This window comes from Glutamicibacter sp. 2E12 (assembly GCF_050030965.1).
Lineage (GTDB): Bacteria > Actinomycetota > Actinomycetes > Actinomycetales > Micrococcaceae > Glutamicibacter.
Genome location: NZ_CP188297.1, coordinates 1,242,091 through 1,266,597 on the forward strand (window position 1 = coordinate 1,242,091; position 24,507 = coordinate 1,266,597).

A 24,507-nucleotide genomic window follows, 5' to 3' on the forward strand; every position below is an offset into this window, starting at 1 on the left:
GACATGCCTGAAGGAGAGAAAATGACACAGCAGACCATCGGCATCCTGGGCGCCGGGAAGATCGGCACGGTCCTGGCCCGCCGCGCCCTGCAGGCCGGCTACAAGGTGCTCATCGCCGGTTCCGGCGACCCCGGCGCCATTGCCCTGACCATTGAGATCCTGACTCCGGGTGCCGTGGCCGTGGATCCGGCAACCGCCGCACGGGAAGCCGACATTGCCATACTGGCCTTGCCTCTGGGAAAGTACCAGAATATTCCGGCTGCCGAGCTTGAAGGCAAGCTGGTTATCGATGCCATGAACTACTGGTGGGAAACCGACGGCATCCACGAGGACCTGAACGACCCCACGGTGTCCACCAGCAAGTTGATCCAGGAGTTCCTGCCAGGTTCGCGGATCGTCAAGGCCTTCAACCACATGGGCTACCACGACCTCGAGGACGAGTCCCGTCCAGCCGGCGCCGAGCGCCGCAAGGCCATCGCGATCGCCGGTGATCTGGGCGCCGACGTCGATCAGGTAGCACTGATCGTTGATGATTTCGGCTTTGATCCGCTGCCGATCGGCCCTTTGGCTGAAGGCTTGCGCCTGCAGCCGGGCCAGCCTGCTTTCGGCGCGAACAAGCCGCGGGCCGAGCTCGCCGAACTCATCGATGCCGCGCAGGTCCAGGCCTCAGCCTAGCTGCGCGAGCACCTCGTTCAGCGCTTCGGTGGACGAGGGGTGGGTGAAGATCTGGTCGCGCAGTTCAGCGGCAGTCATGTGCTGCCGCATGGCCAATGCCACCAGGTTGACCACCTCCTGGGAGTCCACGTGCATCAGCGCCGCTCCGAGGATCTGGTCGCTGCGCGCATCGATGACGAACTTGATGATGCCCCGCGGGTCGCCCACGATCTTGGGGCGCGGCATCGCGGCGATCTCGGAAACTTTCTTCACCGCGATCTTGGCTTGGAACCCCTGCTGCGCTGCCTGCTCTTGGCTCAAGCCAACGCGAGCCAGCGGCGGAGTGGTGAAGATGGTGTACGGAACAGCAACCCGGTCCTTGGTGCTGCGTGATCCGTCTCCCAGCAACTGGCTGGCCAAGACCCGGTGGTCATCGAGCGAGACATAGGTGAACTGGGGTCCGCCGTTGGCATCGCCCAGGGCATAGATGCCCTCGACATTGGTGGCCAGGAACTCGTCAACCGCGACTTCCCCGCGGGAGCCCGTCTGGACCCCGGCGGCTTCCAGCCCCAGACCGGCAGTATTCGGCACGCGCCCAAGCGCAATCAGCACGGCATCCGCCTGCAGCTGGTGCACCTCGCCCCGACGCTCGTAGCTGACGGTGGCGCCTTGCTCGTCCTGGCTGATCGAACGCACCGAAGCCGAACTGATGATCTCGGCTCCGGCATCTTCCAGGCAGGCCTGGACTTCCCCGGCCACATCCGGGTCTTCCTTGGACAGCGCACGGCTCCCGCGATCCAGCACGGTGACTTTCGATCCGAACTGGGCAAACATCGAGGCGAACTCGATGCCGACATATCCCCCGCCCACCACAGCCAGGGCCTTGGGCAGCTGGGCATGCTGGATCGTTGTGGAGTCATGCACCCGCCCGCCGATCTGCGCTCCTTCGATGTCCGGGATCGCAGGTAGCGCGCCGGTGTTGATGATGATCTTCCCTGCGCTCAGTTCCAGCTCTTCGGAACCGGCACTGACCTTGATGCTTCGAGGCCCGGTGAATGCGGCCTTGCCATTGACCACCAGCACCGACTCCAGGTCGTCGAGCATGGAGAAATTCTTGGCGCGCATCATGGCGGTGAGCTTGTCCCGGCGCTGGACGGCCTCCTGGAAGACCTGCTGGTCGTATCCGGCGCCATCCCGGGATTCGGCATCATGGATCAAGGCCTTGGTCGGCACGCAACCGATATTGATGCAGGTGCCGCCATACATCTGGGAGGACTGCTCGATCACCGCCACCCGCTGTCCTGCCTTGGCCAGGGTACCTGCCAGGGTCTTGCCGCCTTTGCCCCACCCGATCACGATCGCATCGAGCTTTCCGTCCGCGTTTGCCGAACCCACGATAATCCCCTAGCTGTCGCCGTCTTGTCCTAGCACGAGTCTTGTTCCCGCAGGCCGCTTCCGTCAACCTTTGCCCGGACAGCCCGGAGATGAAAAATGGCGGACCACACCCTTTGCAAGATGCGATCCGCCAGTTACAGGACGCTCACCTGGCTATTGGCCGGCACGGCCACGAGCAGCTGATTCGATGAGGTTATCGCCGGGCAGTGCAGCACCCGAGGCCACTGCCTCGATCCAGGTAGCGGTCGGGGCCACCGCAGCCCAGCTGGAATTCAGCACGGCCATCAGGGTTTCATGCACCTGCTGGGCGGGGATGGAACCGGCAGCGTTGACAATTTCGATCGCGCCGGTAGCATCGGAGAGCACTTCCACGGTGAACCCCAGCGGTTCGGCAGCCGCGGCAGAACCGATCACGCAGTTATTGGTCATGTAGCCCACCAGGGTCAACGTGGTGATTTCACGCTCGCGAAGCCACTCTTCCAGGCCTGTACCCGCGAAGATGCTGGCATAGTTCTTGGAGAATTGGTGCTCTGCAGCTTCCATCCGATCCTGGATCTGCGGGTGCAGGGCATAGGTAGCGGATTCCGGGGCAAAGACGGGGAATCCCTCGGGCGCTTGGTGCTGCACGACAACCACCGGGATCCCGGCCTTTGCCGCTTCGTCCATGGCATTGGCGATGGTGGCTACCGACTGCTCGCGATCCGGGTACTGGATCTGCAGCAGGCCATCAAAGTATTCCTGCTGTGCGTCGATGACGATTAGTGCTCTGCGTGGTGCGGACATAGTGAGTTCCTCTTTCCGATGTGTCGAGATGGCGCCATACGGCACCGGGTGTTTCAGGTTTTATTTAGCCGGCCGGTAGTGCTGGGCCATGAGCTGCACGGTTTGCACCGCTGCGCCAGGGGTGTGGCTGCCAAGGACCATCATCAACTCATCCGCTCCGGTCCGCTGCTGCAGCGCTTCCAGGCGCTGGGCCACTTCGGAAGGCGTGCCGGCCAGGGTGCGGTTGGTGTACATGTCAATGATCGCTCGCTCATTGAGCGTGGCCGGATATCCTGCGACCTCCTGGGCGGATAGCAGTGCAAAGGGTTCACGCTTGAACATCCGCAGCATGGCCATCGCCATGGTCGAGGCCTCGGCACGGGCGTATTCTGGATCCTCGGCCGCGATGACGCTTTGGCTGATGAGCACGTACGGACGGTCGAGCACTGCCGAAGGCACGAAGTTCTCGCGGTAGATGCGCAGCGCGGTGTCGATATCGGCATCGCCGAACTGCAAGGCGAAGGCGTAGGGCCGGCCCAGCCGCGCGGCCAGCTGCGCCGAATACGGCGAGGAGCCCAGGATCCACAACGGGGTCTGCGTTTCCGGTGCGGGCAGGCGGTTCTGCTCGTTCTGCCACGGGCCGGGCACTGCATGGACTTCGCTGTAGGGGTGCCCTGCAGGGAAATCATCATTCAGGAATCCCACCAGCTCGGCCAGTTGCTCGTCGAAGGTTTCGTTGGCTCCGGTTCCGCGGCGCAACGCGGCCGCGGTGGCCCCATCGGTACCTGGCGCGCGCCCGACACCCAGGTCGATGCGCCCCGGAGCCAGCGCTTCGAGCATGCCAACCTGCTCCGCGACCACCAGCGGCGCATGGTTGGGCAGCATCACTCCACCCGCGCCCAACCTGATCCGCTGGGTGTCGGCGGTGAGCCGGGCCATCATCAGCAGCGGCGATGCCACGGACAGCGCGGGCATGGCATGGTGCTCGGACATCCAGAAACGGTGATATCCGGATTGATCCGCAGCCTTGGCGATATCGATGGTGTCCTGCAGGCCATCTTGGGCGGTTTGCCCTACACCGGGTCCGCCTCCGGTGTGAACCGACAGGGCGAAGGGAGCGGAGCCGAATCGTGGCACTGGCTGCAAGGCCAACCTCTTTTCTCATGTTATTTCTACTTTTTACCGTGATACACACACTAGCAGGTGATCACGGTAAAGCAATACTGATACCATGAGGAACATGTCCCAGATGCCCCTTCCCCCGAGCCCCGGAACCGCGCAGCACTGCAGCATCGATCTGGCCAACAGCGAAATCCAGCTGCCTGGCGGCAAGAGCTTCGACGCGCTGGCTAGCCCGGCGGACACCACGCAATGGCTCATCGTGCGGGGTCTCGTGCCCCAGGAAGCGGCGCTGCAAAGCTATTGCCAGAATCGGCTGGTCACCCTTCGCAGCCAGATCAGGAAAGCTTTCCATGCCATCGCCACGGGCACACCCGTGGCCCGGGAAGTGCTGCAGGGCATCAACGCCGCACTGCTGGCAGCACCGAGCACCCCATTGCTGCACCATGAGCCGGGCAAGGGATTCTTCCGCGCATTGGAACACCCCGCCACGCAATTGACCGAGCACGCCATGTCGCGACTTGCCGAGGACGCCGCAGCACTTCTGAGCAGCGAAGAAGCGGGCCTGCTGGCCCAATGCGAAGCCGAGCCATGCACCCGCTACCTGCTCAAGACCCATGGCCGCCGGCATTGGTGCTCCACGCGTTGCGGTGATCGCGTGCGGGCGGCCCGTTCGTACGCCAAGAAGAAGAGCCAGCAGGATTCTTCTGCCGCCTAGCCCATGGCCTGAGGATTCCCGCCGGCGACGCAGCCGAGCACCTTGCATGCCGCGGCACGTGCCAAGCAGCATGGAACACTAAAGGCTCCCACCATCCGTAGATGCTGGGAGCCTGAGGAACTGCGGGCGGAACGCCTAGATCTTCTTGACGATGGAAGACTTCAGTTCCATCTGGCCGAAGCCGTCCACCTTGGCGGCGATATCATGGTCGCCAGAGCCTTGGACCAAGCGGATATTGCGCACCTTGGTTCCGGCCTTCAGCGCACTCTGCGCGCCCTTGACCTTCATGGTTTTGGTGATGCTGACGGTATCTCCGTCCTGCAGCGCATTGCCGACAGCATCCTTGATCACTGCTTCGACAGCTTCGGCTACTTCGGCCTCAGCGTTCCATTCATGTGCGCACTCTGGGCAGACCAGCAGGGCATCCATTTCGTAGGTGTACTCGCTGGAGCATTCAGGGCACGGTGGCAAGGTATCAGACATGAAGCTGATTTTAGTGAGCGGATATGCCCCATGTCGAATGAATCGGATATCGAATAATCCCCGGAATTCCGCGCTGGAAATGGCACGAACCCCAGGCCTTGAACACTTCCTGCCCTCCAGCTTGAAATTACTTGTTTTCCACGCCGGATATACCCCATACTCAGGCATACAGGCTGGTGCCCACACCGGCCGGGTTAGGGGCACACCATGTCTAAGCACCACAAGTACAAGAGCTACGGTCCGCAGTACACGGTGACGCCAAGGGAAGGGCTCACCCTGGAAATCCTCGCTCAGGCCGAAAAGGCCGGGGCAAAGGCAGGATACGCGATGGCCAAAGAGCAGCTGTACCGGAACATCGGCAACAGCTCTGTGATCAACGAGCAGGAAACCGACGAATTGCTGGCCGCTGCCGAACGTGCCGGCGCCGCGGCGGCACTCACCGCGGCACGCAAAGTCCTGGATAAGACACTGCGCACCTCGTTCAAGCACTACCACCACTCAACGGCGCAGGGGCCCGCGCAGCAGCTTGCCCCGCAGCCATTTGCTCCTGCGCAGACGCGCAGCTACTCGGAAACCTACGAGGAGCCCTTGGCCCAGCACACCCCCGCCTTGGGATATCTGGATCCGTCAAGGGAAAAGGTGGATCAGCACATTCTGACCATCACCCGGGTAGAACAGCTGAACGACCAGATGGTGCGCATCATCGCTGGCGCCCCCGATCTGGATGGCTACCGTTCCAACGGGGCGATTGATGAATACGTGAAAGTCTTTGCCGCTGACCCCGCCCTCGGATTAGAGCCTCCCTATGATCTGCGCGCCTTGCGGCAGCGCCTGCCCCGCGACCAGGTTCCGCGTTCCAAGTCGTACACGATACGTTGGATCAACGCGGTTGTGCCGGAAATTGCGATCGACTTCGTAGTTCATGGGGAGCCTGGGACTGTTGGCCATTGGGCCGGGACAGCGCAGCCCGGGGACCCACTGGTTATTTCCCCCTCACGGAGCAAGTCATCATTGTCGCTGAATGCCGACTACTACGTGCTGGCCGCGGATGAAGCAGGCATCCCGGCGATCTGCAAAGCCCTCGAAGCATTGCCCTCGGATGCGCGCGGTCTAGCGTTGCTCGAAGTTGCCGATCAGAACGCAATGTTTGACGTGAAACATCCTCCAGGCGTTGATTTACGCTGGCTGCCGCGTGACGGCGTTCCGGCGGGCCGCAGCTCACTGCTGGCCGATGAGCTCCGTTCCTTGCCGCTGCCCCCTCTGCGGCTTGGGCTAATCGCTCATGCCGAGCGTTCCACGGTTAAAGAGATCAGCCAAGTTGCGCGGCACTGGCACCTCGACAAGCGTTCCTCCCACATTTCCTCTTACTGGACCCTGCGCGAGGGGAGATTACGCCGCTAAAAGCTGGATCAGAGTGATCCGCAGCATCACAACGGCACGCACAGGGACAAGCTCTTTAACTCCGGATAACCTTGGAAGCATCGCATCCGCACTGGTTATCCGAGGAGTGTCCATGGCTCAGCCCGATTGCACCAGCAATTTCGCGCGCTTTCTCGGCGGTGTTTTGCTGATTGCCCTCGGACTCGTCCTGATGCTCAACTCGGCGAGCGCGGTCCGGCTGATCATTTGGCTGCTGGGCGCTGGCCTGTTGATTGCGGGCCTGGTGCGCCTTGCCGAGGCTCAACAGGACTCCGTTCGCCGCTGGCCAGTGATGCTTTCGGGCGGCCTGCTGGTGCTCAGCGGGGTCGCCCTCCCGCTCTGGCATCGCGCCAGCTTGCCGGTCCTGGCTTTGGCGACTTCACTGGTTCTTCTCCTGGGCGGAGTGCTCAGACTGGCAGCGGTGCTCCGCGGGCAGCGGCAGTATTCCTTCCGCGGCGCTCTCACAGCACTTGCCGGTGTCTTTGGCGCGGCTCTGGTGATGTTTTGGCCCAGGCTTTCCTTGTGGGTGCTCGGCGTCGCTTTCGGCGGCTGGTTATTCCTTTTGGGAGTCCACTGCTTGTGGTCTTTTCTCCGGCCTCGCCTTCCGGCAATTCCTGGCTGGCTCCGCACTGCGCGTAGCGCTAGCCTGACAGGATTGAGCGCCATTGGCCTCGTCGCCGTGCTCGGGCTCGGAACGATCACCGCTTTTCTGCATAGCCAAAGCGATACGGCCGCCGCGGATGATTTCTATTTGCCGCCAGCTAGCGTTCCTGCTGCCCATGGCCAGTTGCTGCGCGCTGAACCGCTGGCCAAGAGCACTCCGCCGAACACTCTCGCCTGGCGAATTCTGTATACGACGCAAGGTCACGATGGCTCTCCTGCAATAGCTTCGGGCGTGGTGACCGTGGCCGAGTCCGCCACGGGAACCCTACCTGTCATCTCATGGGCCAATGGGACCAAGGGCGTCATGTCCCAGTGCGCGCTGTCCATGGGACCGAATCCTTATGATGATGGTCCAGCTGCTGCCCGTGAAACCATGTTGGCTGGCGGATGGGCAGTAGTCGCTACCGATTACGTCGGCTTGGGCACCGCCGGCCCTCATCCCTATTTGATTCCGGCTGCCGAGGCGTACGCGGTGCTTGACGCGACTCTTGCTGCAGGTCAGCTGCAAGACCTGCATTCACGAGGAGTCCGGCTAGGACAGTCCAGCGTAGTGTGGGGCCATTCCCAGGGCGGGCATGCGGCTCTGGCTACGGCTGAAGCCGCCGGGGACTACGCTCCGAACCTGGAGATTCTCGGCATCGCCGCCATGGCCCCGGCAACCAACCTTCCGGAATTGGCCGAGTCGGTTGCTGATACCGCGGCGGGAAAAATCATTTCCAGCTACATTGCCGCCAGCTGGAACCAGCTGTATCCGGATCTGGGCATCGACGAGCGGTTGACGACCCGTTCTCGCATGGCGGTAAACCAGCTATCCCAGAATTGCTTTTCCGGTACGGGCGCGCTGACCGGGTTGGCCCAGGCCAGCCAGCTCTTCGAACCGATTCTCAGTTCCGAGGCTCTCGACGGCCAGCTGCACTCGGTGCTGAAACGCAATTCGTCCATCGTTCCGGCGGGCTACCCGGCGTTCATTGCCCAGGGCGCTGCTGATTCATTGGTCTTGCCCTCGATGCAGCGCGAGTTCTTCAGAAGTTCTTGCACCCCGGATGCCCAGATTGGTTACCTCGAGTACTCCGGACTGGACCACATGCCGCTCGTCGGGGCAGACTCGGCACTCAATGAAGATCTTGTCGCCTTCACCCACTCGCTGCTTGAGGGGAAGCCAGCTTTCCCTGAAGGCTCCACCCTGTGCAGGAAATAACCGTTTGCGATGCCACTCTGATTCCTTTTGTTCTTGTACCAGCGCACGGGCCCGTGTCTGTGGAACATAAAATAGGTTCGGAAAGACTTCCAGTAATTCATTGCCGTTCAATGCCGCCTAGCCATTTTCTGGCCGTCGGCCCAGGAGAATCCTAGTGCGTCCCAGCTTGTCCCGAATCGCAGTTGCCTTGTGCCTTGGCATCTTGGCCTTTTCCCTTGGCTCTTGCGCGGCGTTACCTGACGAGCAAGGGAGAGATGCGGGCACCGCGGCATTTGAAGCCGGGCATTGGCCACGCACCTTGACTGATTCAATGCATGACCCCATACGGATCCAGGCAAAACCTGAACGTATCGTCTCGACCTCGGTAGGACTCACGGGTTCACTGCTGGCCCTGGACGCGCCGGTCATTGCCAGCGCAACGGCGCCGGCGGGGCCTGATACCGATGGCGACGGTTTCTTCAAGCATTGGGCTGATGTTGCCTCGGACCGCAAAGTTGATCCGCTCTACGAGATCGGGAAGTTCGATCTGGAAGAAATCGAGGACCAGAAACCCGACCTCATCATCGTGGCGGCAACAGGAGCAGACTCCGAAGTCGACAACGTAGGTGCGCTGAGGAAGATTGCACCAACCATTGTCGTGGACTACGCAGATAAGGACTGGAACGAACTTTCAAAGTTGCTCGGGGAAGCCACTGGTACCGAAGAACGAGCAGAGCAGAACACTGCAGCCATTAACGAACGGGTTTCAGCACTGAGAAGCATGCTGGCAATCCCATCCGGAACCACGGCTTCAATCATTTCCTACGCAGCCCATGGCATATCCCCGATCGCTAAAACCACCGGGCCGCATGCGCAGCTGTTCAGAGGACTCGGCTTCACGGTGGTATCCACGCCAAAGAAGTTCGACACTTCCACACAGCCAAGGGAAGATTTCAGTTTCGTCAGCTACAGGGATCTGCCAGCAACGCTCACTGGAGATGCCACCTTCCTCTTGGCCGCAAACAAGAAAGCGACCACGGCATTTACCTCGGATGAATCATTAGCCCAGCTGCCATCGGTGCAGAGCGGCAGCGTCTTCCCGCTCACCACTGCCCACCTTCTGGACTACTACGCAACCCAGAAGATCTTGGACTATTTCGAACACGATTTTCCAGGTCTGGGCTCTTCTGAGCTCGAGTAGCAGCATTCCTTGAAGCCGGTACATCCGACCTCACGCCACAACACGGATCATGGACGGCTAAATGGTCCGCTCCACTGCCTATAGTTCAAGTCAGAGCATCTTCTAGCTCAAGCACCAGCCACCTTAGGAGTAGTACTACCGCATGCGTTCGCTGCGTCGCACCTTATCTTTGTTCGCCCTCCTGTCCACCCTGGCTCTGAGCTCGTGCTCTTCATTGGAGACCATTGAGTTCCCGCCCCTTCCTGATGCCCAAGCCGCACCGACGCCAAGCACCGCAGAACAACTTGATATCTACGCAGAATCCCTTGAACTGCTCAATGAAGTTACGGTCAAAGGCCGCGCACCAAAAACCGGCTACGACAGAGCGGAATTCGGCAAGGGATGGAAAGATCCGGACCGCAATGGATGCGATGCGCGCAACGACATCCTCTCGCGCGATTTGGTGGACGTGACATATAAACCGGCCACGCGACCCTGCGTTGTATTGAGCGGAACGTTCGATGATCCCTACACGGGCAAGACCATCGAATTCAAGCGCGGCCAAGGCACCAGCACCTCCGTGCAAATCGACCATGTTGTCGCCCTGTCCGATTCCTGGCAAAAGGGCGCGCAGCGCTGGGATGCCGAGACCCGCTTGGAATTTGCCAATGACCCGCTGAATCTGCTGGCTTCCGATGGCCCCACTAATGCTTCCAAAGGCGACAAGGACGCGTCATCATGGTTGCCACCCAACAAGAGCTTCCGTTGCACTTACGTCTCGCGGCAGACCCAGGTAAAAGCCAAATACGACGTTTGGATGACCAAGGCAGAGCACACCGCGATCGGGAACATCCTCAAATCCTGCATCTAGCAGTCAGGCAGCTTCGCCGGGCCTCATAGCCGTACGCAGGACATCGCACGGAAACATCCACCTTAAGGCTTATCGTCAAATCGATGGACTTGTGGCAAAATGGATATTATTCAACACGTTAGCGATTATGTTCTGCGATGGCTTGGCCTGATCCTCTACTGCAAGGGCGCATGATGAAGACACGAATCCCCGGAGTCCTCCTACTGGTTTCCAGCGTGTGCATCTTCAGTTTTGCACTGACCACCACGCAGCGCGAGGCAGCCACTGCCTGCTGGGTCGTCTCCACCCTCATGTTCATTGGAGCAGCCATGCTGCTGCTGAGTGCGATCCTTGGAACTTCCACCGTCACCGCAGGTGACCCGCGGCATAAGCGTCAGCAATAACTGCATACTCCTCTAATCAGAAGCAACCTCTTGGCCTATGGCTGGGAGGTTGCTTCTGTTGAATAACCGACAGTACTTGTACTTCTGCACCTAAATTTAACGCCAAAGCATCGACAGGTTCATTCAGATGCGATAGACATATGTCTTGTCACACTCGTCACTTTTAGGAGTACCCATGCCTGCATTCAGGCAGATAAGAAAACTCGGTCTCGCTTCGCTGGCAACGATTTCGCTGGCCGCCACCGGTGCCGCAACAGCTCAGGCTACATCCACGCACAGTGCTTCCCTGTCGCCAGCTGCGGGTACTGAAGCCGTCACCATTGATCTAGTTGGCATCAATGACTTCCATGGCCGCATTTCTGCTGACAGAAGCTCTGCCGGCGCTGCTGTGCTGTCCGGTGCTGTAGATGGAATGCGTGCAGAAAACGAAAACACCCTATTCGTCTCCGCCGGCGATAACATCGGCGCCTCAACCTTCGCTTCCGCCTCGCAGGATGACGAACCAACCATCGCTGCCCTGGGTGCTGGCGGCCTGGATGTCTCGGCAGTAGGCAACCACGAGTTCGACAAGGGATTCGCGGACCTGACCGGACGCGTCATCGACAGCTACGCCGATTCCAGCGGTGTCAACGGCGCAGACTTCGCACTGGGCGCCAATGTCTATGAAAAGGGCACCACGGCTCCTGCCCTCCAGGAATACGCGATCCGCGAGATCTCCGGTATTTCCGTGGGCTTCATTGGCACCGTTACCGAAGACATGCCTTCACTGGTTTCCCCAGCTGGCATCGCCGACCTGGATTTCGGCAGCGAACTGGAAGCAGCGAACCGTGTAGCTGAGCAGCTCTCCGATGGCGATGAAGCGAACGGCGAGGCAGATGTAGTGGTGCTGCTGACCCACAACGGTTCCGCTGGCGATCAGTGCGCAGATATTGCCGAAGAAGACAGCGCCTATGGCGAGCTCGTTCGCGAGGCCAGCAACGAGATCGACGCGATCTTCTCGGGCCACACCCACCAGTCCTACGACTGCGAAATCGCGGGCCGCCCGGTGATCCAGTCCCACCAGTACGGCACCACTTTGGGCAAGGTTTCCTTGCAGGTAGATCCTGAGACTGGCGAAGTCACCGAGGCCGCTACCGAGCGCATCGCCTTGGCAACCGAGGGCGCTGACGGCGAATGGGTGGGCAACTTTGATGCCAATGCCGAGGTCGCAGAAATCGTTAGCGCCGCTGAAGCGGAAGCTGAAGTGGTCGGCAGCGTGAAGATCGGCGCCATCTCTGAAGACATCCTTCGTGGTGGAGAAGAACCCGGCCAGGACCGAGGCGTTGAATCCACCCTGGGCAACACCGTAGCCGACATCCACCTATGGGCTACCTCTAATGAGGATTTCGCCAGCGAACCAGCCGAGATCGCATTCATGAACCCAGGCGGCCTGCGTGCCGACCTGCTCTACGGCCAAGATGGCACAGTGTCCTACAAGGCCGCAGCCGAGGTCCAGCCATTCGCCAACACCCTGATCACTTTCAACCTCACCGGGGCGCAGATCCGCGAGGCCTTGGAGCAGCAGTGGCAGCCTGCAGGATCGGAACGCAACAAGCTGCATCTGGGTATTTCCGAGGGTCTCGCCTACACCTACGTCGAGGACGCTGCCCAGGGCGAGCACATCAAGGACATCACCTTCAAGGGCGAGCCACTGGACGAGGAAGCAACCTTCCGTGTCGCAGCCAATGCATTCCTGGCTACCGGTGGCGATAACTTCGCCGCGTTTGCCGCCGGCACCGATCATGCTGACTCCGGCCAGATCGATTTGGACGCCACCGTGAACTACTTCAAGGCACATGACGTTGTTGAGCCGGCTCCGCTGGGCCGCGCGGTCCTGCAAGAGCCTGTTGCGCCAACGCAGTCGCCGGATCCTTCGGATGAGCCAACCGGGGATCCAACTGATTCGCCGGAACCATCTGAGGATGCAACCGACGACGCGACCGAAGAACCTACCAGTTCGCCAGTGCCAACTGGGGACGCGACCCGGTCCCCTGACTCGTCTGGCGAGCCTAAGGATGAGCAGAAGGATGATTCCCAGAACCGGGACTCCGAAGACCTAGCTGATACCGGATTCGGCACCAGCTGGATCGGCATCGTCGCCGGTGTCGTTGTCCTGGCAGGCATCGCCTTGGTACTGATACGCCGCTTCGGCAACAAGGCCGGACGCTAGAGCCCAAGGGCAAAGATAAAGGCAAAGGGAAGAACCAAGAGGTTCTTCCCTTTGCCTTTGTCCCAATAACTTAGTCGATGACCAGTTCGCCCATGGAATCCCAGCCTTCGCCGTCTACCTTGCGGGAAACGATCTTCGGGGTGGAGACCAGGTGTGGTCGCATGGACTCAAGACCGGCTGCGAAGTGGGCGGAGTTCACGTGGTTTGCCGCGGCTTCGTCATCGCGGAAGGCCTCAACCAGGACGAATTCGTTGGGGTCTTCGACGCTCACGGACCAATCGAAGAAGATGTTGCCCTCTTCGGCGCGGGTTGCCGCGGTGAATTCAGCGACATGGCCCATGAAGTTCGGGGTGGATTCTGGCTTTACTTGGTATTTAACAACGATGAAGTACATGTCTCTAGTCTAGGGTTCCCTTGTTAATTGCGCCTTGCAAACGAATGTATTCTTTATCCCTTTGGGGCATGCCGTCGACCACTAAATCGTATGAATCCTCGATGAGCTCGCCCATCAGTTGCGGGTCGAGTCCTGCACGAACCGAATTCCAGTGCTTCTTATTCATGTGATAGCCCGCGGTGATCTGCGGATGCTCGCTGCGCTGCTGGTCTGCCAGAGCCGGTTCGCATTTCAGGTTCAGCACTAATTCGCCTTGCAGGTGCATGAGCAGCCCAAATATTTTGCCTTTGCCCGGATCACTGCCCGCCACCTTGAATACGGTGCTGTCAGGGCCGAAGGGGTAATCGGCGTAAGCGCACGGCATGCGCAGGCACAGCTGCGCCCACGCATTTTCCAATTCTTCTTGCCCAGCTGTTGTTGCCATCAATGCCTCGCTAGCGAAATGGGTACTCGATCTTGGGGCAGGTATCCATTACTACGTCCAGTCCCGCATCCTTGGCCCGTCGGGCGGCAGCTTCGTCAATGACGCCCAGCTGCAACCACACCGCCTTCGCTCCTACGGCAATGGCTTGGTCAACGATGTCTCCCACCTTGGAAGAGTTCACGAAGCAATCCACCACGTCAATGGGGCCTGGAATGCCAGCAAGCTTCGCGAAGCCCGGTTCGCCCATTACAGTTTCCGCGCCTAACGACACGGGAATAATCTGCATCGACAGTTCATCACGCAGGAAACGGGCGATGGTCGGAGCTACGCGAGCTGGGTTGTTGGTCAGCCCGACAACCGCCCAGCGTCCAGGCGTGCTCAACAGCCTGCGGATTGTTGCCGAATTATTTACGTGCTGCGTGTCCATGCACGACACGATACCGCGTTGCTGGCACTTTTGGCGTCCAGGTACTGAAGTACGTCCAATTGGCAGGAACCGCTCACACCGCTGGCCTTCCAAGCGTTCGGAATTCACTGCTGCAGCTGAACCGCTTTCCCAGTGGCTGCCGCGCTGTTCTGCGAGAACGCCCCGCGGTGCTTAGCCGCCGGATGATGCGCGGGCAGGTAATCGCCACGGCCAAAGACCTTCTGGCGCAGGCTGCCCTCTGCATATCCACTTTGGGCCAGGCCACGGCGGCGCAGTTCGGGCAGCACTCCTTCAATGAAGTTGTCGTAGGAGCCGGGAAGAACATGATTCATCACGTTCAGGCCATCGATACCAGCATCCTGCCAGCGTTCGAGCTCATCGACAATTTGTTCCGGGGTCCCCGAAATCTGCTGTGCCTTGGCGCGGTAGTAGGCCAAGTCGCGCAGGGTCGGATTGCCGCCGGGCACCGAAGCCCGGGCTGCTTCAAGTACTCCCTGCGCACCCTCGGTCTGGATCTGGCCGATCGGGGTATCCAGATCCAGTCCGCCCAGATCCACTCCGATACCGCCGCCGATGTGCGCGATGATGGCGTCCAAGTCCAGGTACTCTTCGTATTCGGCTTCCAATGCCTTGGCTTCAGCTTCGGTGGAACCGACGAGGAAGGACAAGCCGGCAAAGACCTTGATGTCATCGCGGCCGCGTCCGGCAGCAGCCAGGTGCTCGATCAGCTGGGCATTTTTCTTCGCCACGTACTGTGCGTGCGGGGCAAAGAGGAAGGTCGCCTCGGCGTGAGTGGCCGCGAACTGCGAACCGCGTGCCGACGAACCAGCCTGGAACAGGAACGGGGTGCGCTGGGCACTTGGCAGTGCCAGGTGCGGACCGTCAATGGAGTAGTAGTCGCCGCGGTGGTTGATTTTGTTGACCTTGGCCGGATCTGCGTAGATTCCGGAAATCTTGTCGGCCAGCAAGGCATCCTCTTCCCAGGAGCCCTCCCACAGCTTGTAGGCGGCGTCCACGTATTCTTCGGCCCAACCGTAGCGGTCATCATGCCCGACCAGTTCTTTCCCGCCGAAATTGCGGTGCGCATTTTCCAGTACGCTGGTGACGATATTCCAGGCCACACGCCCCTGCGAGAGATGATCCAGGGTGGAGATCTGCCGGGCAAACTGGAATGGATGGGATTGGATGACCGAGCTGGTCATCGCCAGGCCGATGTCCTTGGTGCTGGCGGCCAATGCCGAAAGCAGGACCAGCGGATCATGGCTGGGGACCTGCAGTCCCTTTCGTACGTGCGATGCCCAACCACCCTCATGCTCGCCGTAAAGGCCAACCACGTCAGCGAAGAACAGCGAATCGAACTTGGCCTCTTCCAGCTTCTTGGCCAAGTCAACCCATAGGCCCAGTTCATGGAACCGATGCTGCTGCGCTTCGGGGTGGCGCCACATTCCGCCAAGGATGTGGCTAGAGGTGTTCATCAAGAAGGCCGAAAGCAGCAAGCGCGGGCGTTCGTTGAAAGTACCCATGATTATTTTCCTGCCTTTGCTTCGCCGATCGAGTTCAAACCAGTAGGAATGGTGCCGTTGATGAAGTAGTCCCCCACCGAGCGTGCCTTGAAGGCCACCGGATTGTGGGTGGCCACCGTGCGGGCATTGCGCCAGAAGCGGTCCAGCGACTTGGAGGTCGAAATCGCCGAGGCCCCGGTGACGTCGAAGAGCTCGCTGGTGGCGTCCAGGACCAGCTTCGGCGTGGCCACGTGGGCTTGCTGGACGGCAAGCTCTGCGCGCAGGTAGGCCGCTTGCGGGTCCAAACCCAGATCCTCGTCGAGCGCCGAATCCAGTTCCCGGGCTGCGGTGACCACGATGCTCTCTGCAGCGAAGACATTGGCCGCCAAACGGCCGACAAGTTCCTGGATCTGCACGTCATCCTTGAACAGCGCACCGGAGCCGGTGTTGAAGGTTCGCGTGCGGTTGGCAACGATGCCTGCTGCGGCATTGCGGGCCCCCTTGCCGATACCTGCCAGTACGGCGAGCAGGCACAGCTGGAAGAAGGCAGGTTCGAGGGTGGAAGCTATCTTGCGCTGAATGATATTGGCTTCTTCCACCGCAACGTCAGTGAATATCGCGGTGCCGGTACCGGTCAGCGGCTGGCCGAAGCCATCCCAGTCGTCAAGGATCTCCACGCCCTCGGCATGGCGATCGACGATGGCGTATTGGCGCCCCTCAATCCCGTCGGTGGTCGCCATGACCACTACCCAATCGGCGAAGATCGAGCCAGTGGTGTAGTACTTCTCGCCGCGCAGCACCCAGCCTTGCCCGGTCCGGACCAGTTTGGTATTGGTGGTGCCAAGGGCATTGCCGCCACGCTCGGTCGCGGCGTTGCCGAAGATTTCCCCGGCAAGCACACGCGGGAACCAGCGGTCCTGGAACTCTGCCGACTGCAGGGAGATGGTTTCGACGAAGGAGAAGTGGCTGCGCAGCAGGTGCGCCACATTCGAGTCCGCCGCGGCCAGCTCGATCAGCAAGCGGAACAGATGCTCGTGGCTGATAGGCGAACCGCCATGGCTTTCTGGCACGCGCAGCGTGGTGAAACCGGCATCCTTGAGCCACTGCACCTGCTCGAACGGCAGGATGCGCTGCTGCTCGCGTTCACAGCTTCCTTCAGCAATTCTGGCAAAGACCGCTTGGAATCGCTCCAGAAGTTCCTGGTAGCGGCTTTCGATTGCGGGCGCGGCGATCATCGTCATGGGTTCTCCCTGCAGAACGTCGATACTTTGAGTAAAGGAGTCGGAAAATGTGGAGCCCCACAACGCCGAAGTTCAGCGTCGTGGGGCCAAGGGCCTACTTATTCCAGGTGGCGAAGTCCGCTTCGAGATCGCGGTCCCAAGGAGTGCCCAACGCACCGTCGAGGTAGCTCGCGTACCATTCGCGCACCTCATCGGAGTGGTAGGCCTCTTCCAGCGCCTTGCCCTTTTCGGTGTCCGTAAACCCTGGCTTTGCGCCGATGATGTTGATGTACGGGAGCGCTTCTTCTTCCTCTTCAAAGAGCAGTGCGTCCTTCGGGTTCAGTCCGATCTCGGCGCCGAGCCGGGCGAAAAGGAACCCGGCATCCACGTCAGGCAGGGTCTTTGAGAGCGACTGCTGATCTACCTCAACGAACTTGAAGCCCTTGGGGTTCTCCAGGATGTCGTTCTGCGACAAGTGAATCACGCTCTTGCCCTCAGCTACCTTCAGGACACCGGCCTTATCCAACAGGGCCAGCGCGCGTCCGTTGTTGGCGGTATCCACAGGCAGTGCGATGGTCGCACCGTTGGGCAGGTCCTTGATGTCGTCGTATTTCTTCGAATACACGCCGGCAGGCGAGCTGTACATGTAGAAGGCCGGCTCCACGTCGACGTTCTGATCCTTCTTGAACTGTTCCAGGTAAGCGCCGTGCTGGAAGAAGTTGGCATCGTATTCGCCATTGGACACCACGTGGTTCGGCTGCACGATGTCGGTGACATAGGTAGCCTCCAGAGTCCAGCCCTTTTCGGCCAGCAGCTTCTGTGCGATTTTGGTTGGTTCCTGCGATGGGGCAGATTCGGTGACAATAACCTTGATGGTCTTGTCACCGGTGCCGGCGGCCTGTCCACCTGCCAGGCCGCAAGAAGCCAGCGCGAGGAGTGCGGCGGAGCCGGCGGTGAAAGTTAAGAAGGTGCGGCGAGAGAATGCCATGGTGTTGTCCTTTGCTGAAATGCGAGTTGAGCGGGTTTTGTGTTTAGCGCTTGTCAGCGGCGCGCGATAGCCGAGTTCCGACGAACTGAACTGCATGCACCAGCAGGATCATCAACACGATGGCTAGCAGCATGACTCCGGTTTCATAGCGGTAGTAGCCGTAGCGGATTGCGAAGTCGCCGATACCGCCTCCGCCGACCAGTCCGGCCATGGCCGAATACGAGATGAAGCTGACGGTCATGATGGTGATGGAAGACAGCAGTGCAGGCTTGGCTTCGATCAGCAGCACTTCACGGATGATCTGTCCCCGGGTGGCGCCCATGGCCTGTGCTGCTTCGACAACGCCATTGCCAAGCTGGCTGATGTTCTGCTCCACGAACCGGGCGAAATAGGGGATCGCGTTGATGGTCAGCGGAACGATAACCGCCGCGGTGCCAATGGTAGTTCCCACAACGAATCGGGTGAACGGGATGATGGCGATCAGCAGGATGAGGAATGGGAAGGAACGGATTGTATTGACCAGCCCGTCAACGATTCGGTGCAGTCGCGGACGTGGGCGCAAACCGTTGGGAGACATCGAGTAAAGCCAAATGCCCAGCGGGGTTCCCAGGAGAATCGCGATCGGGATGGAAACCAGCAGCATCGCAAAGGTCTGCGCCATGGCGACCCAGATTTCCGGGGCAAGTTCGATGATGCGGTCAAAACTGAAAGCTGCTGCGTTGCCGTTGCTCGTGGCTAGCACTACTGACGTGAAATTCATTGGTAATCCAGGTTCTCTATACGCGGGCTACGGTGGCAGCGACGGCTTGGTCCTGCTTTGGCTGGCGGTTAAGCGTGAGTTCGTCACTGATCAGGTAGCGGCCGATTGGCGTCACTGGTTCAAAGCCTGGTTCTCGCAACGAACTCAGGGCGAACTCTTCAACTACCGCTCCGTCTTCCATGACCGAAACCTTGTCGGCAATGGCCTTAATAACGTTCATCTCGTGGGTGACGATGACTGTGGTGATGCCAAGGCTGGCGTTGATGTCACTGAGGTATTGCAGCACCGACGTTGTCGTTCTAGGATCCACGGCACTGGTTGGCTCATCGCACAGCAGGACCTTGGGCTCGGTGACCAGCGCGCGGGCAATGGCGATGCGCTGTTTCTGGCCGCCCGAAAGCTGTCCTGGATAGGCGGCAGCCTTGTCAGCGAGGTCCACTATGGACAGCGCTTCCAGCGCACGTTCACGGCGTTGCTTTTTCGGAACACCAGCGAACTTCAGATTCAGCTCGACGTTCTGTTGCGCGGTGCGATTGTTCAGCAGGTTGAAGTGCTGGAAGATCATCCCGATCTCATGACGCTGCTTTCGCAGGTCTCCTTCACTGAGCCCGGTCAGTTCGACGCCATCCACGATGACCTGGCCCGACGTGGGACGCTGCAGCAAATTGATATTGCGCAATAGCGTTGACTTTCCTGCACCGGAAAATCCGATAATTCCATGGATGGTTCCGGCCTGGATTTCCAGCGAGACATCCTTGACGGCCGTGAATTGATCTTGGCCCTTGCCGAAGGCGGTCGTTACGTTTTCAAGACGAATCATCATCGCTCCCTTGGTGCTTGGTTATGCGGAGCGCACTTCGCGAAAATCATCTGCGTTCCACAGATTTTCCGTCGCGAAGTGAAAGTACTCCATCGGTTCTGGCTGTAGCACCGCTCCCTCTCGGGTGGTTGCTGCGACGTCGTTGAGCCAGATCTCTCAGTCGCTCTGGATGGTGTGCGTTCGGTTGTACGAGCCGAACAATTCAAGTCTGGAGTCCACGCCCGCAGGCCGGCAAACGTTACTTCAATCGGCGTCATCAAGTCATAGTCCGGACGGATCCACGCTGAAATCACGCAATAATCCACGTAGCAATCTGACACATTTCGCTACTTCCCCTCTTTGTGACGAAAGCCTTGCAGTTTCTGCCCATCTCTCGCTGGCTTGTGCCAGCAATCTTGGGTGGGGAATTCAGCGATGCCTACGGTGGTTGTAGCAGATGCAGACCAACGAGAGGACCCCATGAAGATCGCAATTACCGGTGCCACCGGACAGCTTGGAAATCTAGTCATCGACGCGCTGCTGGCGCGCGGGGCGAATGCCGGTGATCTGGTCGCCATTGGCCGCTCCGAGCAGAAGCTGGAACCACTGGCAGGCAAAGGCCTGGAAACCCGCGTTGCCGATTACAACGCCCAGCCAACTCTCGTGTCCGCACTCGAAGGCATAGACAAGCTGCTGCTGATTTCGGCCAGCGAGGTGGGCCAGCGCGTTGCCCAGCATGAGAACGTCATCAACGCGGCCAAGCACGTGGATGTCTCGCTGATCGCCTACACCTCAATTGCCAACGCCCTGTCCGGCGGCATGAAGCTCGCCGACGAGCACATCGCCACCGAACGGCTGCTGGCCGGATCCGGCATCGACTACGTGCTGTTGCGCAATGGATGGTACATCGAGAACTACACCGACCAGCTGATGGGCTACCTCAACAGCGGCACGGTGCTCGGTGCCGCCGGCGATGGCAAGATCAGCGCTGCCGCCCGTGCAGACTATGCGGATGCCGCTGCGGCCGTGCTGCTTTCCGAGGAGGACCAGAACGGCAGGATCTACGAGCTGGGCAGCGATAAGCCATTCACCCTCGCCCAGCTTGCTGGCGCGGTTGGCGCTGCCGCCGGCCAGGACATCGCCTACCAGGAAATGGATCCAGGGCAACTGGAAAAGATCTACGCTGATGCCGGCGTCCCCGGACCGTTCGCGCACATCCTCGTCGATACCGACATGCGCATTCGAGAAGGAGCGCTGGAAGTGGACTCCGGGGAGCTGGCTCAGCTGATCGGCCGCGCCCCGGCTTCCTTGGGCAAAGTCATCAAGGACAACCTGGACAAGTAGCCCAGGTGCACTAGGGTTCCAGCGGGCAGGCATTGGCGGCGATCGAGGCCGCGGTGCCTGCCCGCCGCTTTAACGCGTCACAACCCGGAATATTCGCGCGGCAATGCCGAAATTGCCGCGCAAACCCATGGTGCTGCGTGTCACAACCGCGCGGCGAGTTCCCGCTCCCGTAAATTTGCGCATACTTCATCCCCACCTGCAGAGGAGATCAAAGCATGCCACGAGTACGTTTAAGATCAGTTGCCTGCGCGGCAGCCATCGCCTTGGGCCTGGGAGCTTTCTCAGCGCTTCCGGCGAGCGCCGAACCACGGCACACCCAGAAGGACCCGACCGCCATCGGCACTGGAGGCGCAGTCTCGTCGGTCGATCCGGAAGCCACCGCTGCCGGCATCGAAATCCTGCGCAAGGGAGGCAACGCTGTCGATGCGGCTGTGGCAACCGCGGCGGCACTGGGCGTCACCGAACCCTATAGCGCAGGCATTGGCGGCGGCGGATACTTCATGCACTACGATGCGAAGTCGGGCAAGGTCAGCACCATCGACGGCCGCGAAACCGCCCCGGCAGGCATTGGGCATGATGCCTTCATCGATCCTGGAACCGGCGAACCGTATAACTTCACCCCGGAACTGGTCACCAGTGGTGTGGCAGTAGGCGTGCCCGGGACAGTGGCCACCTGGCAGCGCGCACTGGATAATTGGGGTTCGCAGAACCTGAAACAGGTTCTGCGGCCGGCAACCCAGATCGCTTCACGCGGCTTTGTCATCGACGAGACGTTCCGCGAGCAGACCCTGGACAACAAGGAACGGTTCGCCGCGTTCACCTCCACGAGCGAATTGTTCCTGCCCGGCGGAGATGCTCCGGAAGTCGGGAGCATTTTCAAGAATCCGGATCTCGCACACACCTACCGGATGCTGGCCAAGCAAGGCATTGATGGATTCTATGAGGGCGAACTGGCTGCCGACATCGCCCAAACGGTACAGGCGCCGCCAAAGAGCGAAGACACCACCCTCCCGGTTCCCGCAGGGCAGCTGGGCACCGCCGACCTGGCCGGCTACGAAGTGGTGGAGCAGGCACCGACAAAGGTGGACTACCGGGGCTACGACGTCTTCGGCATGGCTCCTTCTTCCAGTGGCGGAACGACCATCGGCGAATCTCTGAACATTCTGGGCGAATTCGATTTGCCAGCCATGGAAGAACCCGATGCCTTGCATCATTATTTCGAGGCAACTGCGCTCGCCTACGCTGATCGCGGCAAGTACGTCGGCGACCCCGCGTTCACCAGCGTCCCGACACGGACCTTGACGGACAAGTTATTCGGCGCGGATCGTGCCTGCGCCATTGATCCGGATCAGGCCGCAACGAAGCCGGTCGCTCCGGGCGACTTGGAAAACTATGATGGCCAATGCCCTGCGGCCACCAGCGAACCGGTAGTGGAGCAGGATACGGAGAACATCTCCACCACCCATCTGTCGGTCGTGGACCGTTGGGGCAATGCCGTTTCCTACACGTTGACCATCGAGCAGACCGGCGGCTCGGGCATGGTGGTCCCCGATCGCGGTTTCCTGCTGAACAACGAGCTGACCGACTTCTCCACGGTGTACGACCCGCAGGATCCGAACCGCATTGAACCTGGCAAGCGCCCGCGTTCCTCGATGGCTCCGACCATTGTCCTGCAGGACGGCGAGCCGGTGCTGGCCATCGGCTCCCCCGGTGGTTCAACCATCATCACCACGGTGCTGCAGACCCTGGTGAACCGCATTGATCTGGGCATGGACATCAGCGAAGCCATCGCCGCTCCACGTGCTTCCCAGCGCAATACGGCAGTGGTCACCGCGGAACCGGAGTTCATCCAAGTCCATGGTTCGGCGCTCGAAGCCTTCGGGCACAAGCTCGCGCCAGCTGGGGATTCCTTCACTCCGCAGGCGGAAATCGGGGCGGTTGAAGCGGTGGAAATCGCTGCCGACGGCACACTCACCGCCGCGGCCGAGCCCACGAGGCGCGGCGGCGGTTCAGCCATGGTGCTGCAGCCAACCGAATAGGCCCGCAGGCAGACGGCGGCCCCCGGCAACTTCATTCGAAGGTGCCGGGGGCCGCTGTCTGCTGCGCTAGCAGGCGATGCCCCTAGACCCTATGAGTAAGAGGTTTTTTCGCCAGGCCTCTTGCGGATCAGGGCCTCACGGTGCAGATTCGTGGATCATCCCCGAGAACGGCTCGGGGATGCCGACATGCAGCGGAGGCCCTGATGTTTACCCAGCGTACTGCGATCGGACTGGATGTGCACGCACGATCCATCCGCGCAACAGCCCTCGACACCCGCACGGGTGAAGTCCTCGAAGCGAAACTCCCCGGCGGGAACGAAGCCGTCACGACATGGATCAACGGGATCGCTGCCGACCACGGACCCGTCGCGGTCGCCTACGAAGCCGGTCCTACCGGATTCAGCCTCGCACGCACCCTCGCGGGCATGCACTACCCGGTGACCGTCGCGGCCCCGTCGAAGCTCCTGCGCCCTTCCGGGGACAAGGTCAAAACCGATGCCCGCGATGCCCTGCTGCTGGCACGACTGATCAAAGTCGATGAACTCGTGGCAGTGCGCGTGCCGACGCTCGCCGAGGAATCCGCCAGAGACCTCGTCCGAGCACGCGAGGACGCCAGAGTTGAGCTGATGATGTGCAGGCATCGGCTCTCGAAGCTCCTGCTGCGCCATAGCTTCATCTATGACGGCAGTACGTGCTGGGGCTCCAGGCATGAGGCATGGCTGCGGCGTATCAGGAAGAACGAGCTCGCGAGCCTTGGCACCGGAACGTTAGCGGCCTTCGACGCTGCCTTCGATGCGGCCACTTTCGGTCTTGCCCGGCGTGACCGGCTCGATGAGCAGATCAGCAAGATGGCTGCCGAATCCCAGTTCACTGCCGTGACCAACAGGCTGTGCTGCCTGCGTGGCATCAACACCCTGACCGGGTTCGCTCTCGCAGTCGAGCTCGGTGACTGGGATCGATTCACCGGCCGCACCATTGCGTCCTATCTTGGCCTGGTGCCCAGCGAATATTCCTCGGGGACCAGCAGGTCCTTGGGCGGGATCACGAAGACCGGGAACACCCATGCCCGCCGGCTGCTCGTCGAGGCTGCATGGCATCACAAACCGCGGTACCAGCCGGGGAAAACCATGACCGACCGGTGGGCCAAGGCATCGGCCCAGGCAGCGGCACGGGGCGATGCCGGGAATCGGCGCCTGAACCAGCGGTGGAATACCCTGGCCAGCCACAAGAAGAAGCACACCGTCGCGTGCACCGCGATTGCCCGTGAACTTGCCGGTTGGTGCTGGTCATTGGCCGTGATGGACGAATAATTCTGCAAGACTCGCCTCTCATATCATGCCAAGTGGAGCATGCAGCGTGAAGAGCGCATCAGCGGAAGGCCTATGAGCAGCATCCCAAGAGGTGCCACGCTCGATCCTAGACAAGCTGGTTGCTCTCGCCGAAACAGGGTCATGCGGTAACCAACCCGCGTATGTCAGACTGACCACGCGTCACCAAGACACGCCGCACCACCGGGTCGATCAGGGAGGTGAAAAGCACCCGCTCGGCAATCCAGCCGAGCGGGTGCTAACCCATGC

General features: G+C 60.5%; 23 protein-coding genes and 1 riboswitch. Of the genes, 11 read left to right on the forward strand and 12 right to left on the reverse strand.

Annotation, left to right across the window (positions count from 1 at the left end; all coding sequences use genetic code 11):
* Positions 1 to 3 precede the first annotated feature (3 nt).
* Positions 4 to 675 carry an NADPH-dependent F420 reductase gene (locus tag ACP3TE_RS05750; RefSeq protein ID WP_105657975.1) on the forward strand — a complete coding sequence of 224 codons (672 nt, stop codon included), beginning with the start codon at positions 4 to 6 and terminating at the stop codon, positions 673 to 675.
* Here the strand turns inward: ACP3TE_RS05750 and ACP3TE_RS05755 are convergent.
* The 3 genes from ACP3TE_RS05755 to ACP3TE_RS05765 form a co-directional block, all read right to left on the reverse strand.
* Positions 667 to 2,049 carry an FAD-dependent oxidoreductase gene (locus tag ACP3TE_RS05755; RefSeq protein WP_105657974.1) on the reverse strand — a complete coding sequence of 461 codons (1,383 nt, stop codon included), beginning with the start codon at positions 2,047 to 2,049 and terminating at the stop codon, positions 667 to 669. The genes ACP3TE_RS05750 and ACP3TE_RS05755 overlap by 9 nt on opposite strands.
* A 153-nt stretch (positions 2,050 to 2,202) precedes the next feature.
* On the reverse strand, positions 2,203 to 2,832 hold the full coding sequence (locus ACP3TE_RS05760; protein WP_105657973.1) for an isochorismatase family protein: 630 nt from the start codon (positions 2,830 to 2,832) through the stop codon (positions 2,203 to 2,205).
* 60 nt (positions 2,833 to 2,892) lie between these two features.
* A complete protein-coding gene (locus tag ACP3TE_RS05765) occupies positions 2,893 to 3,948 on the reverse strand; it encodes an LLM class flavin-dependent oxidoreductase (protein WP_332488435.1) in 1,056 nt (351 codons plus the stop codon).
* Between the two features lie 103 nt (positions 3,949 to 4,051).
* Here ACP3TE_RS05765 and ACP3TE_RS05770 point away from each other — a divergent pair, with 103 nt between their 5' ends.
* Positions 4,052 to 4,648 carry a CGNR zinc finger domain-containing protein gene (locus tag ACP3TE_RS05770; protein ID WP_133834332.1) on the forward strand — a complete coding sequence of 199 codons (597 nt, stop codon included), beginning with the start codon at positions 4,052 to 4,054 and terminating at the stop codon, positions 4,646 to 4,648.
* Between the two features lie 135 nt (positions 4,649 to 4,783).
* On the opposite strand, the gene ACP3TE_RS05775 is transcribed toward ACP3TE_RS05770, so the two are convergent.
* Positions 4,784 to 5,131, reverse strand: a complete 348-nt coding sequence (locus tag ACP3TE_RS05775; RefSeq protein WP_332595209.1) for a zinc ribbon domain-containing protein YjdM — start codon at positions 5,129 to 5,131, stop codon at positions 4,784 to 4,786.
* Between the two features lie 207 nt (positions 5,132 to 5,338).
* Here ACP3TE_RS05775 and ACP3TE_RS05780 point away from each other — a divergent pair, with 207 nt between their 5' ends.
* The 6 genes from ACP3TE_RS05780 to ACP3TE_RS05805 all read left to right on the forward strand — a co-directional run bounded on the left by ACP3TE_RS05780 (position 5,339) and on the right by ACP3TE_RS05805 (position 13,033).
* A complete protein-coding gene (locus tag ACP3TE_RS05780; RefSeq protein WP_426735735.1) occupies positions 5,339 to 6,532 on the forward strand; it encodes a siderophore-interacting protein in 1,194 nt (397 codons plus the stop codon).
* A 112-nt stretch (positions 6,533 to 6,644) separates the two neighbouring features.
* Complete coding sequence (locus tag ACP3TE_RS05785; RefSeq protein ID WP_426735737.1) at positions 6,645 to 8,411, forward strand: lipase family protein; 1,767 nt, start codon at positions 6,645 to 6,647, stop codon at positions 8,409 to 8,411.
* Positions 8,412 to 8,565: 154 nt separating this feature from the next.
* Entirely contained in the window at positions 8,566 to 9,591 is a 1,026-nt protein-coding gene (gene fepB / locus ACP3TE_RS05790; RefSeq protein ID WP_332595207.1) for a Fe2+-enterobactin ABC transporter substrate-binding protein, read from the forward strand.
* Positions 9,592 to 9,733: 142 nt separating this feature from the next.
* Positions 9,734 to 10,441, forward strand: coding sequence for an HNH endonuclease family protein (locus ACP3TE_RS05795; RefSeq protein WP_426735740.1), 708 nt, complete (start codon positions 9,734 to 9,736; stop codon positions 10,439 to 10,441).
* Between the two features lie 170 nt (positions 10,442 to 10,611).
* Complete coding sequence (locus ACP3TE_RS05800) at positions 10,612 to 10,824, forward strand: hypothetical protein (protein ID WP_105657967.1); 213 nt, start codon at positions 10,612 to 10,614, stop codon at positions 10,822 to 10,824.
* A 175-nt stretch (positions 10,825 to 10,999) separates the two neighbouring features.
* A complete protein-coding gene (locus tag ACP3TE_RS05805) occupies positions 11,000 to 13,033 on the forward strand; it encodes a 5'-nucleotidase C-terminal domain-containing protein (protein WP_426735742.1) in 2,034 nt (677 codons plus the stop codon).
* A gap of 70 nt (positions 13,034 to 13,103) precedes the next feature.
* Here ACP3TE_RS05805 and ACP3TE_RS05810 read toward each other — a convergent pair whose 3' ends face one another.
* The 8 genes from ACP3TE_RS05810 to ACP3TE_RS05845 form a co-directional block, all read right to left on the reverse strand.
* Positions 13,104 to 13,427, reverse strand: coding sequence for a putative quinol monooxygenase (locus ACP3TE_RS05810; RefSeq protein WP_105657965.1), 324 nt, complete (start codon positions 13,425 to 13,427; stop codon positions 13,104 to 13,106).
* 4 nt (positions 13,428 to 13,431) lie between these two features.
* Positions 13,432 to 13,851 carry an MmcQ/YjbR family DNA-binding protein gene (locus ACP3TE_RS05815; protein WP_105657964.1) on the reverse strand — a complete coding sequence of 140 codons (420 nt, stop codon included), beginning with the start codon at positions 13,849 to 13,851 and terminating at the stop codon, positions 13,432 to 13,434.
* Positions 13,852 to 13,861: 10 nt separating this feature from the next.
* Positions 13,862 to 14,278 (reverse strand): CoA-binding protein, encoded by a 417-nt coding sequence (locus ACP3TE_RS05820; RefSeq protein ID WP_426735744.1) that lies wholly within the window; start codon positions 14,276 to 14,278, stop codon positions 13,862 to 13,864.
* 104 nt (positions 14,279 to 14,382) lie between these two features.
* Positions 14,383 to 15,801, reverse strand: a complete 1,419-nt coding sequence (locus tag ACP3TE_RS05825) for an NtaA/DmoA family FMN-dependent monooxygenase (RefSeq protein ID WP_426735746.1) — start codon at positions 15,799 to 15,801, stop codon at positions 14,383 to 14,385.
* A gap of 2 nt (positions 15,802 to 15,803) precedes the next feature.
* Positions 15,804 to 17,021: an acyl-CoA dehydrogenase family protein gene (locus tag ACP3TE_RS05830; RefSeq protein WP_426735748.1), complete on the reverse strand. Its 1,218-nt coding sequence runs from the start codon at positions 17,019 to 17,021 to the stop codon at positions 15,804 to 15,806.
* A gap of 94 nt (positions 17,022 to 17,115) precedes the next feature.
* A complete protein-coding gene (locus tag ACP3TE_RS05835; protein WP_105657961.1) occupies positions 17,116 to 17,988 on the reverse strand; it encodes a MetQ/NlpA family ABC transporter substrate-binding protein in 873 nt (290 codons plus the stop codon).
* Between the two features lie 43 nt (positions 17,989 to 18,031).
* Complete coding sequence (locus tag ACP3TE_RS05840; protein ID WP_105657960.1) at positions 18,032 to 18,748, reverse strand: methionine ABC transporter permease; 717 nt, start codon at positions 18,746 to 18,748, stop codon at positions 18,032 to 18,034.
* A 16-nt stretch (positions 18,749 to 18,764) separates the two neighbouring features.
* Positions 18,765 to 19,571, reverse strand: a complete 807-nt coding sequence (locus ACP3TE_RS05845) for a methionine ABC transporter ATP-binding protein (RefSeq protein ID WP_286134248.1) — start codon at positions 19,569 to 19,571, stop codon at positions 18,765 to 18,767.
* An 83-nt stretch (positions 19,572 to 19,654) separates the two neighbouring features.
* A riboswitch (SAM riboswitch) is annotated at positions 19,655 to 19,744 on the reverse strand.
* A gap of 283 nt (positions 19,745 to 20,027) precedes the next feature.
* Here ACP3TE_RS05845 and ACP3TE_RS05850 point away from each other — a divergent pair.
* The 3 genes from ACP3TE_RS05850 (at position 20,028) to ACP3TE_RS05860 (ending at position 24,240) form a co-directional block, all read left to right on the forward strand.
* Positions 20,028 to 20,891, forward strand: coding sequence for an NAD(P)H-binding protein (locus ACP3TE_RS05850; protein WP_332731004.1), 864 nt, complete (start codon positions 20,028 to 20,030; stop codon positions 20,889 to 20,891).
* Positions 20,892 to 21,106: 215 nt separating this feature from the next.
* Positions 21,107 to 22,930 carry a gamma-glutamyltransferase gene (gene ggt, locus ACP3TE_RS05855; RefSeq protein WP_426735751.1) on the forward strand — a complete coding sequence of 608 codons (1,824 nt, stop codon included), beginning with the start codon at positions 21,107 to 21,109 and terminating at the stop codon, positions 22,928 to 22,930.
* A 203-nt stretch (positions 22,931 to 23,133) separates the two neighbouring features.
* Entirely contained in the window at positions 23,134 to 24,240 is a 1,107-nt protein-coding gene (locus ACP3TE_RS05860; protein WP_426734885.1) for an IS110 family transposase, read from the forward strand.
* Positions 24,241 to 24,507 lie beyond the last annotated feature (267 nt).

Bases quoted from the DNA above. Each gene is read 5' to 3' on its own strand.
- ACP3TE_RS05795 (WP_426735740.1), top strand. From the start codon at position 9,734: ATGCGTTCGCTGCGTCGCACCTTATCTTTGTTCGCCCTCCTGTCCACC.
- ACP3TE_RS05820 (WP_426735744.1), bottom strand. From the start codon at position 14,278: ATGGACACGCAGCACGTAAATAATTCGGCAACAATCCGCAGGCTGTTG.
- ACP3TE_RS05860 (WP_426734885.1), top strand. From the start codon at position 23,134: ATGTTTACCCAGCGTACTGCGATCGGACTGGATGTGCACGCACGATCC.
- ACP3TE_RS05800 (WP_105657967.1), top strand. From the start codon at position 10,612: ATGATGAAGACACGAATCCCCGGAGTCCTCCTACTGGTTTCCAGCGTG.
- ACP3TE_RS05775 (WP_332595209.1), bottom strand. From the start codon at position 5,131: ATGTCTGATACCTTGCCACCGTGCCCTGAATGCTCCAGCGAGTACACC.
- ACP3TE_RS05840 (WP_105657960.1), bottom strand. From the start codon at position 18,748: ATGAATTTCACGTCAGTAGTGCTAGCCACGAGCAACGGCAACGCAGCA.
- ACP3TE_RS05825 (WP_426735746.1), bottom strand. From the start codon at position 15,801: ATGGGTACTTTCAACGAACGCCCGCGCTTGCTGCTTTCGGCCTTCTTG.
- ACP3TE_RS05845 (WP_286134248.1), bottom strand. From the start codon at position 19,571: ATGATGATTCGTCTTGAAAACGTAACGACCGCCTTCGGCAAGGGCCAA.
- ACP3TE_RS05805 (WP_426735742.1), top strand. From the start codon at position 11,000: ATGCCTGCATTCAGGCAGATAAGAAAACTCGGTCTCGCTTCGCTGGCA.
- ACP3TE_RS05770 (WP_133834332.1), top strand. From the start codon at position 4,052: ATGTCCCAGATGCCCCTTCCCCCGAGCCCCGGAACCGCGCAGCACTGC.
- ACP3TE_RS05830 (WP_426735748.1), bottom strand. From the start codon at position 17,021: ATGACGATGATCGCCGCGCCCGCAATCGAAAGCCGCTACCAGGAACTT.
- ACP3TE_RS05785 (WP_426735737.1), top strand. From the start codon at position 6,645: ATGGCTCAGCCCGATTGCACCAGCAATTTCGCGCGCTTTCTCGGCGGT.
- ACP3TE_RS05780 (WP_426735735.1), top strand. From the start codon at position 5,339: ATGTCTAAGCACCACAAGTACAAGAGCTACGGTCCGCAGTACACGGTG.
- ACP3TE_RS05750 (WP_105657975.1), top strand. From the start codon at position 4: ATGCCTGAAGGAGAGAAAATGACACAGCAGACCATCGGCATCCTGGGC.
- ggt (WP_426735751.1), top strand. From the start codon at position 21,107: ATGCCACGAGTACGTTTAAGATCAGTTGCCTGCGCGGCAGCCATCGCC.
- ACP3TE_RS05850 (WP_332731004.1), top strand. From the start codon at position 20,028: ATGAAGATCGCAATTACCGGTGCCACCGGACAGCTTGGAAATCTAGTC.
- ACP3TE_RS05815 (WP_105657964.1), bottom strand. From the start codon at position 13,851: ATGGCAACAACAGCTGGGCAAGAAGAATTGGAAAATGCGTGGGCGCAG.
- ACP3TE_RS05810 (WP_105657965.1), bottom strand. From the start codon at position 13,427: ATGTACTTCATCGTTGTTAAATACCAAGTAAAGCCAGAATCCACCCCG.
- ACP3TE_RS05835 (WP_105657961.1), bottom strand. From the start codon at position 17,988: ATGGCATTCTCTCGCCGCACCTTCTTAACTTTCACCGCCGGCTCCGCC.
- ACP3TE_RS05760 (WP_105657973.1), bottom strand. From the start codon at position 2,832: ATGTCCGCACCACGCAGAGCACTAATCGTCATCGACGCACAGCAGGAA.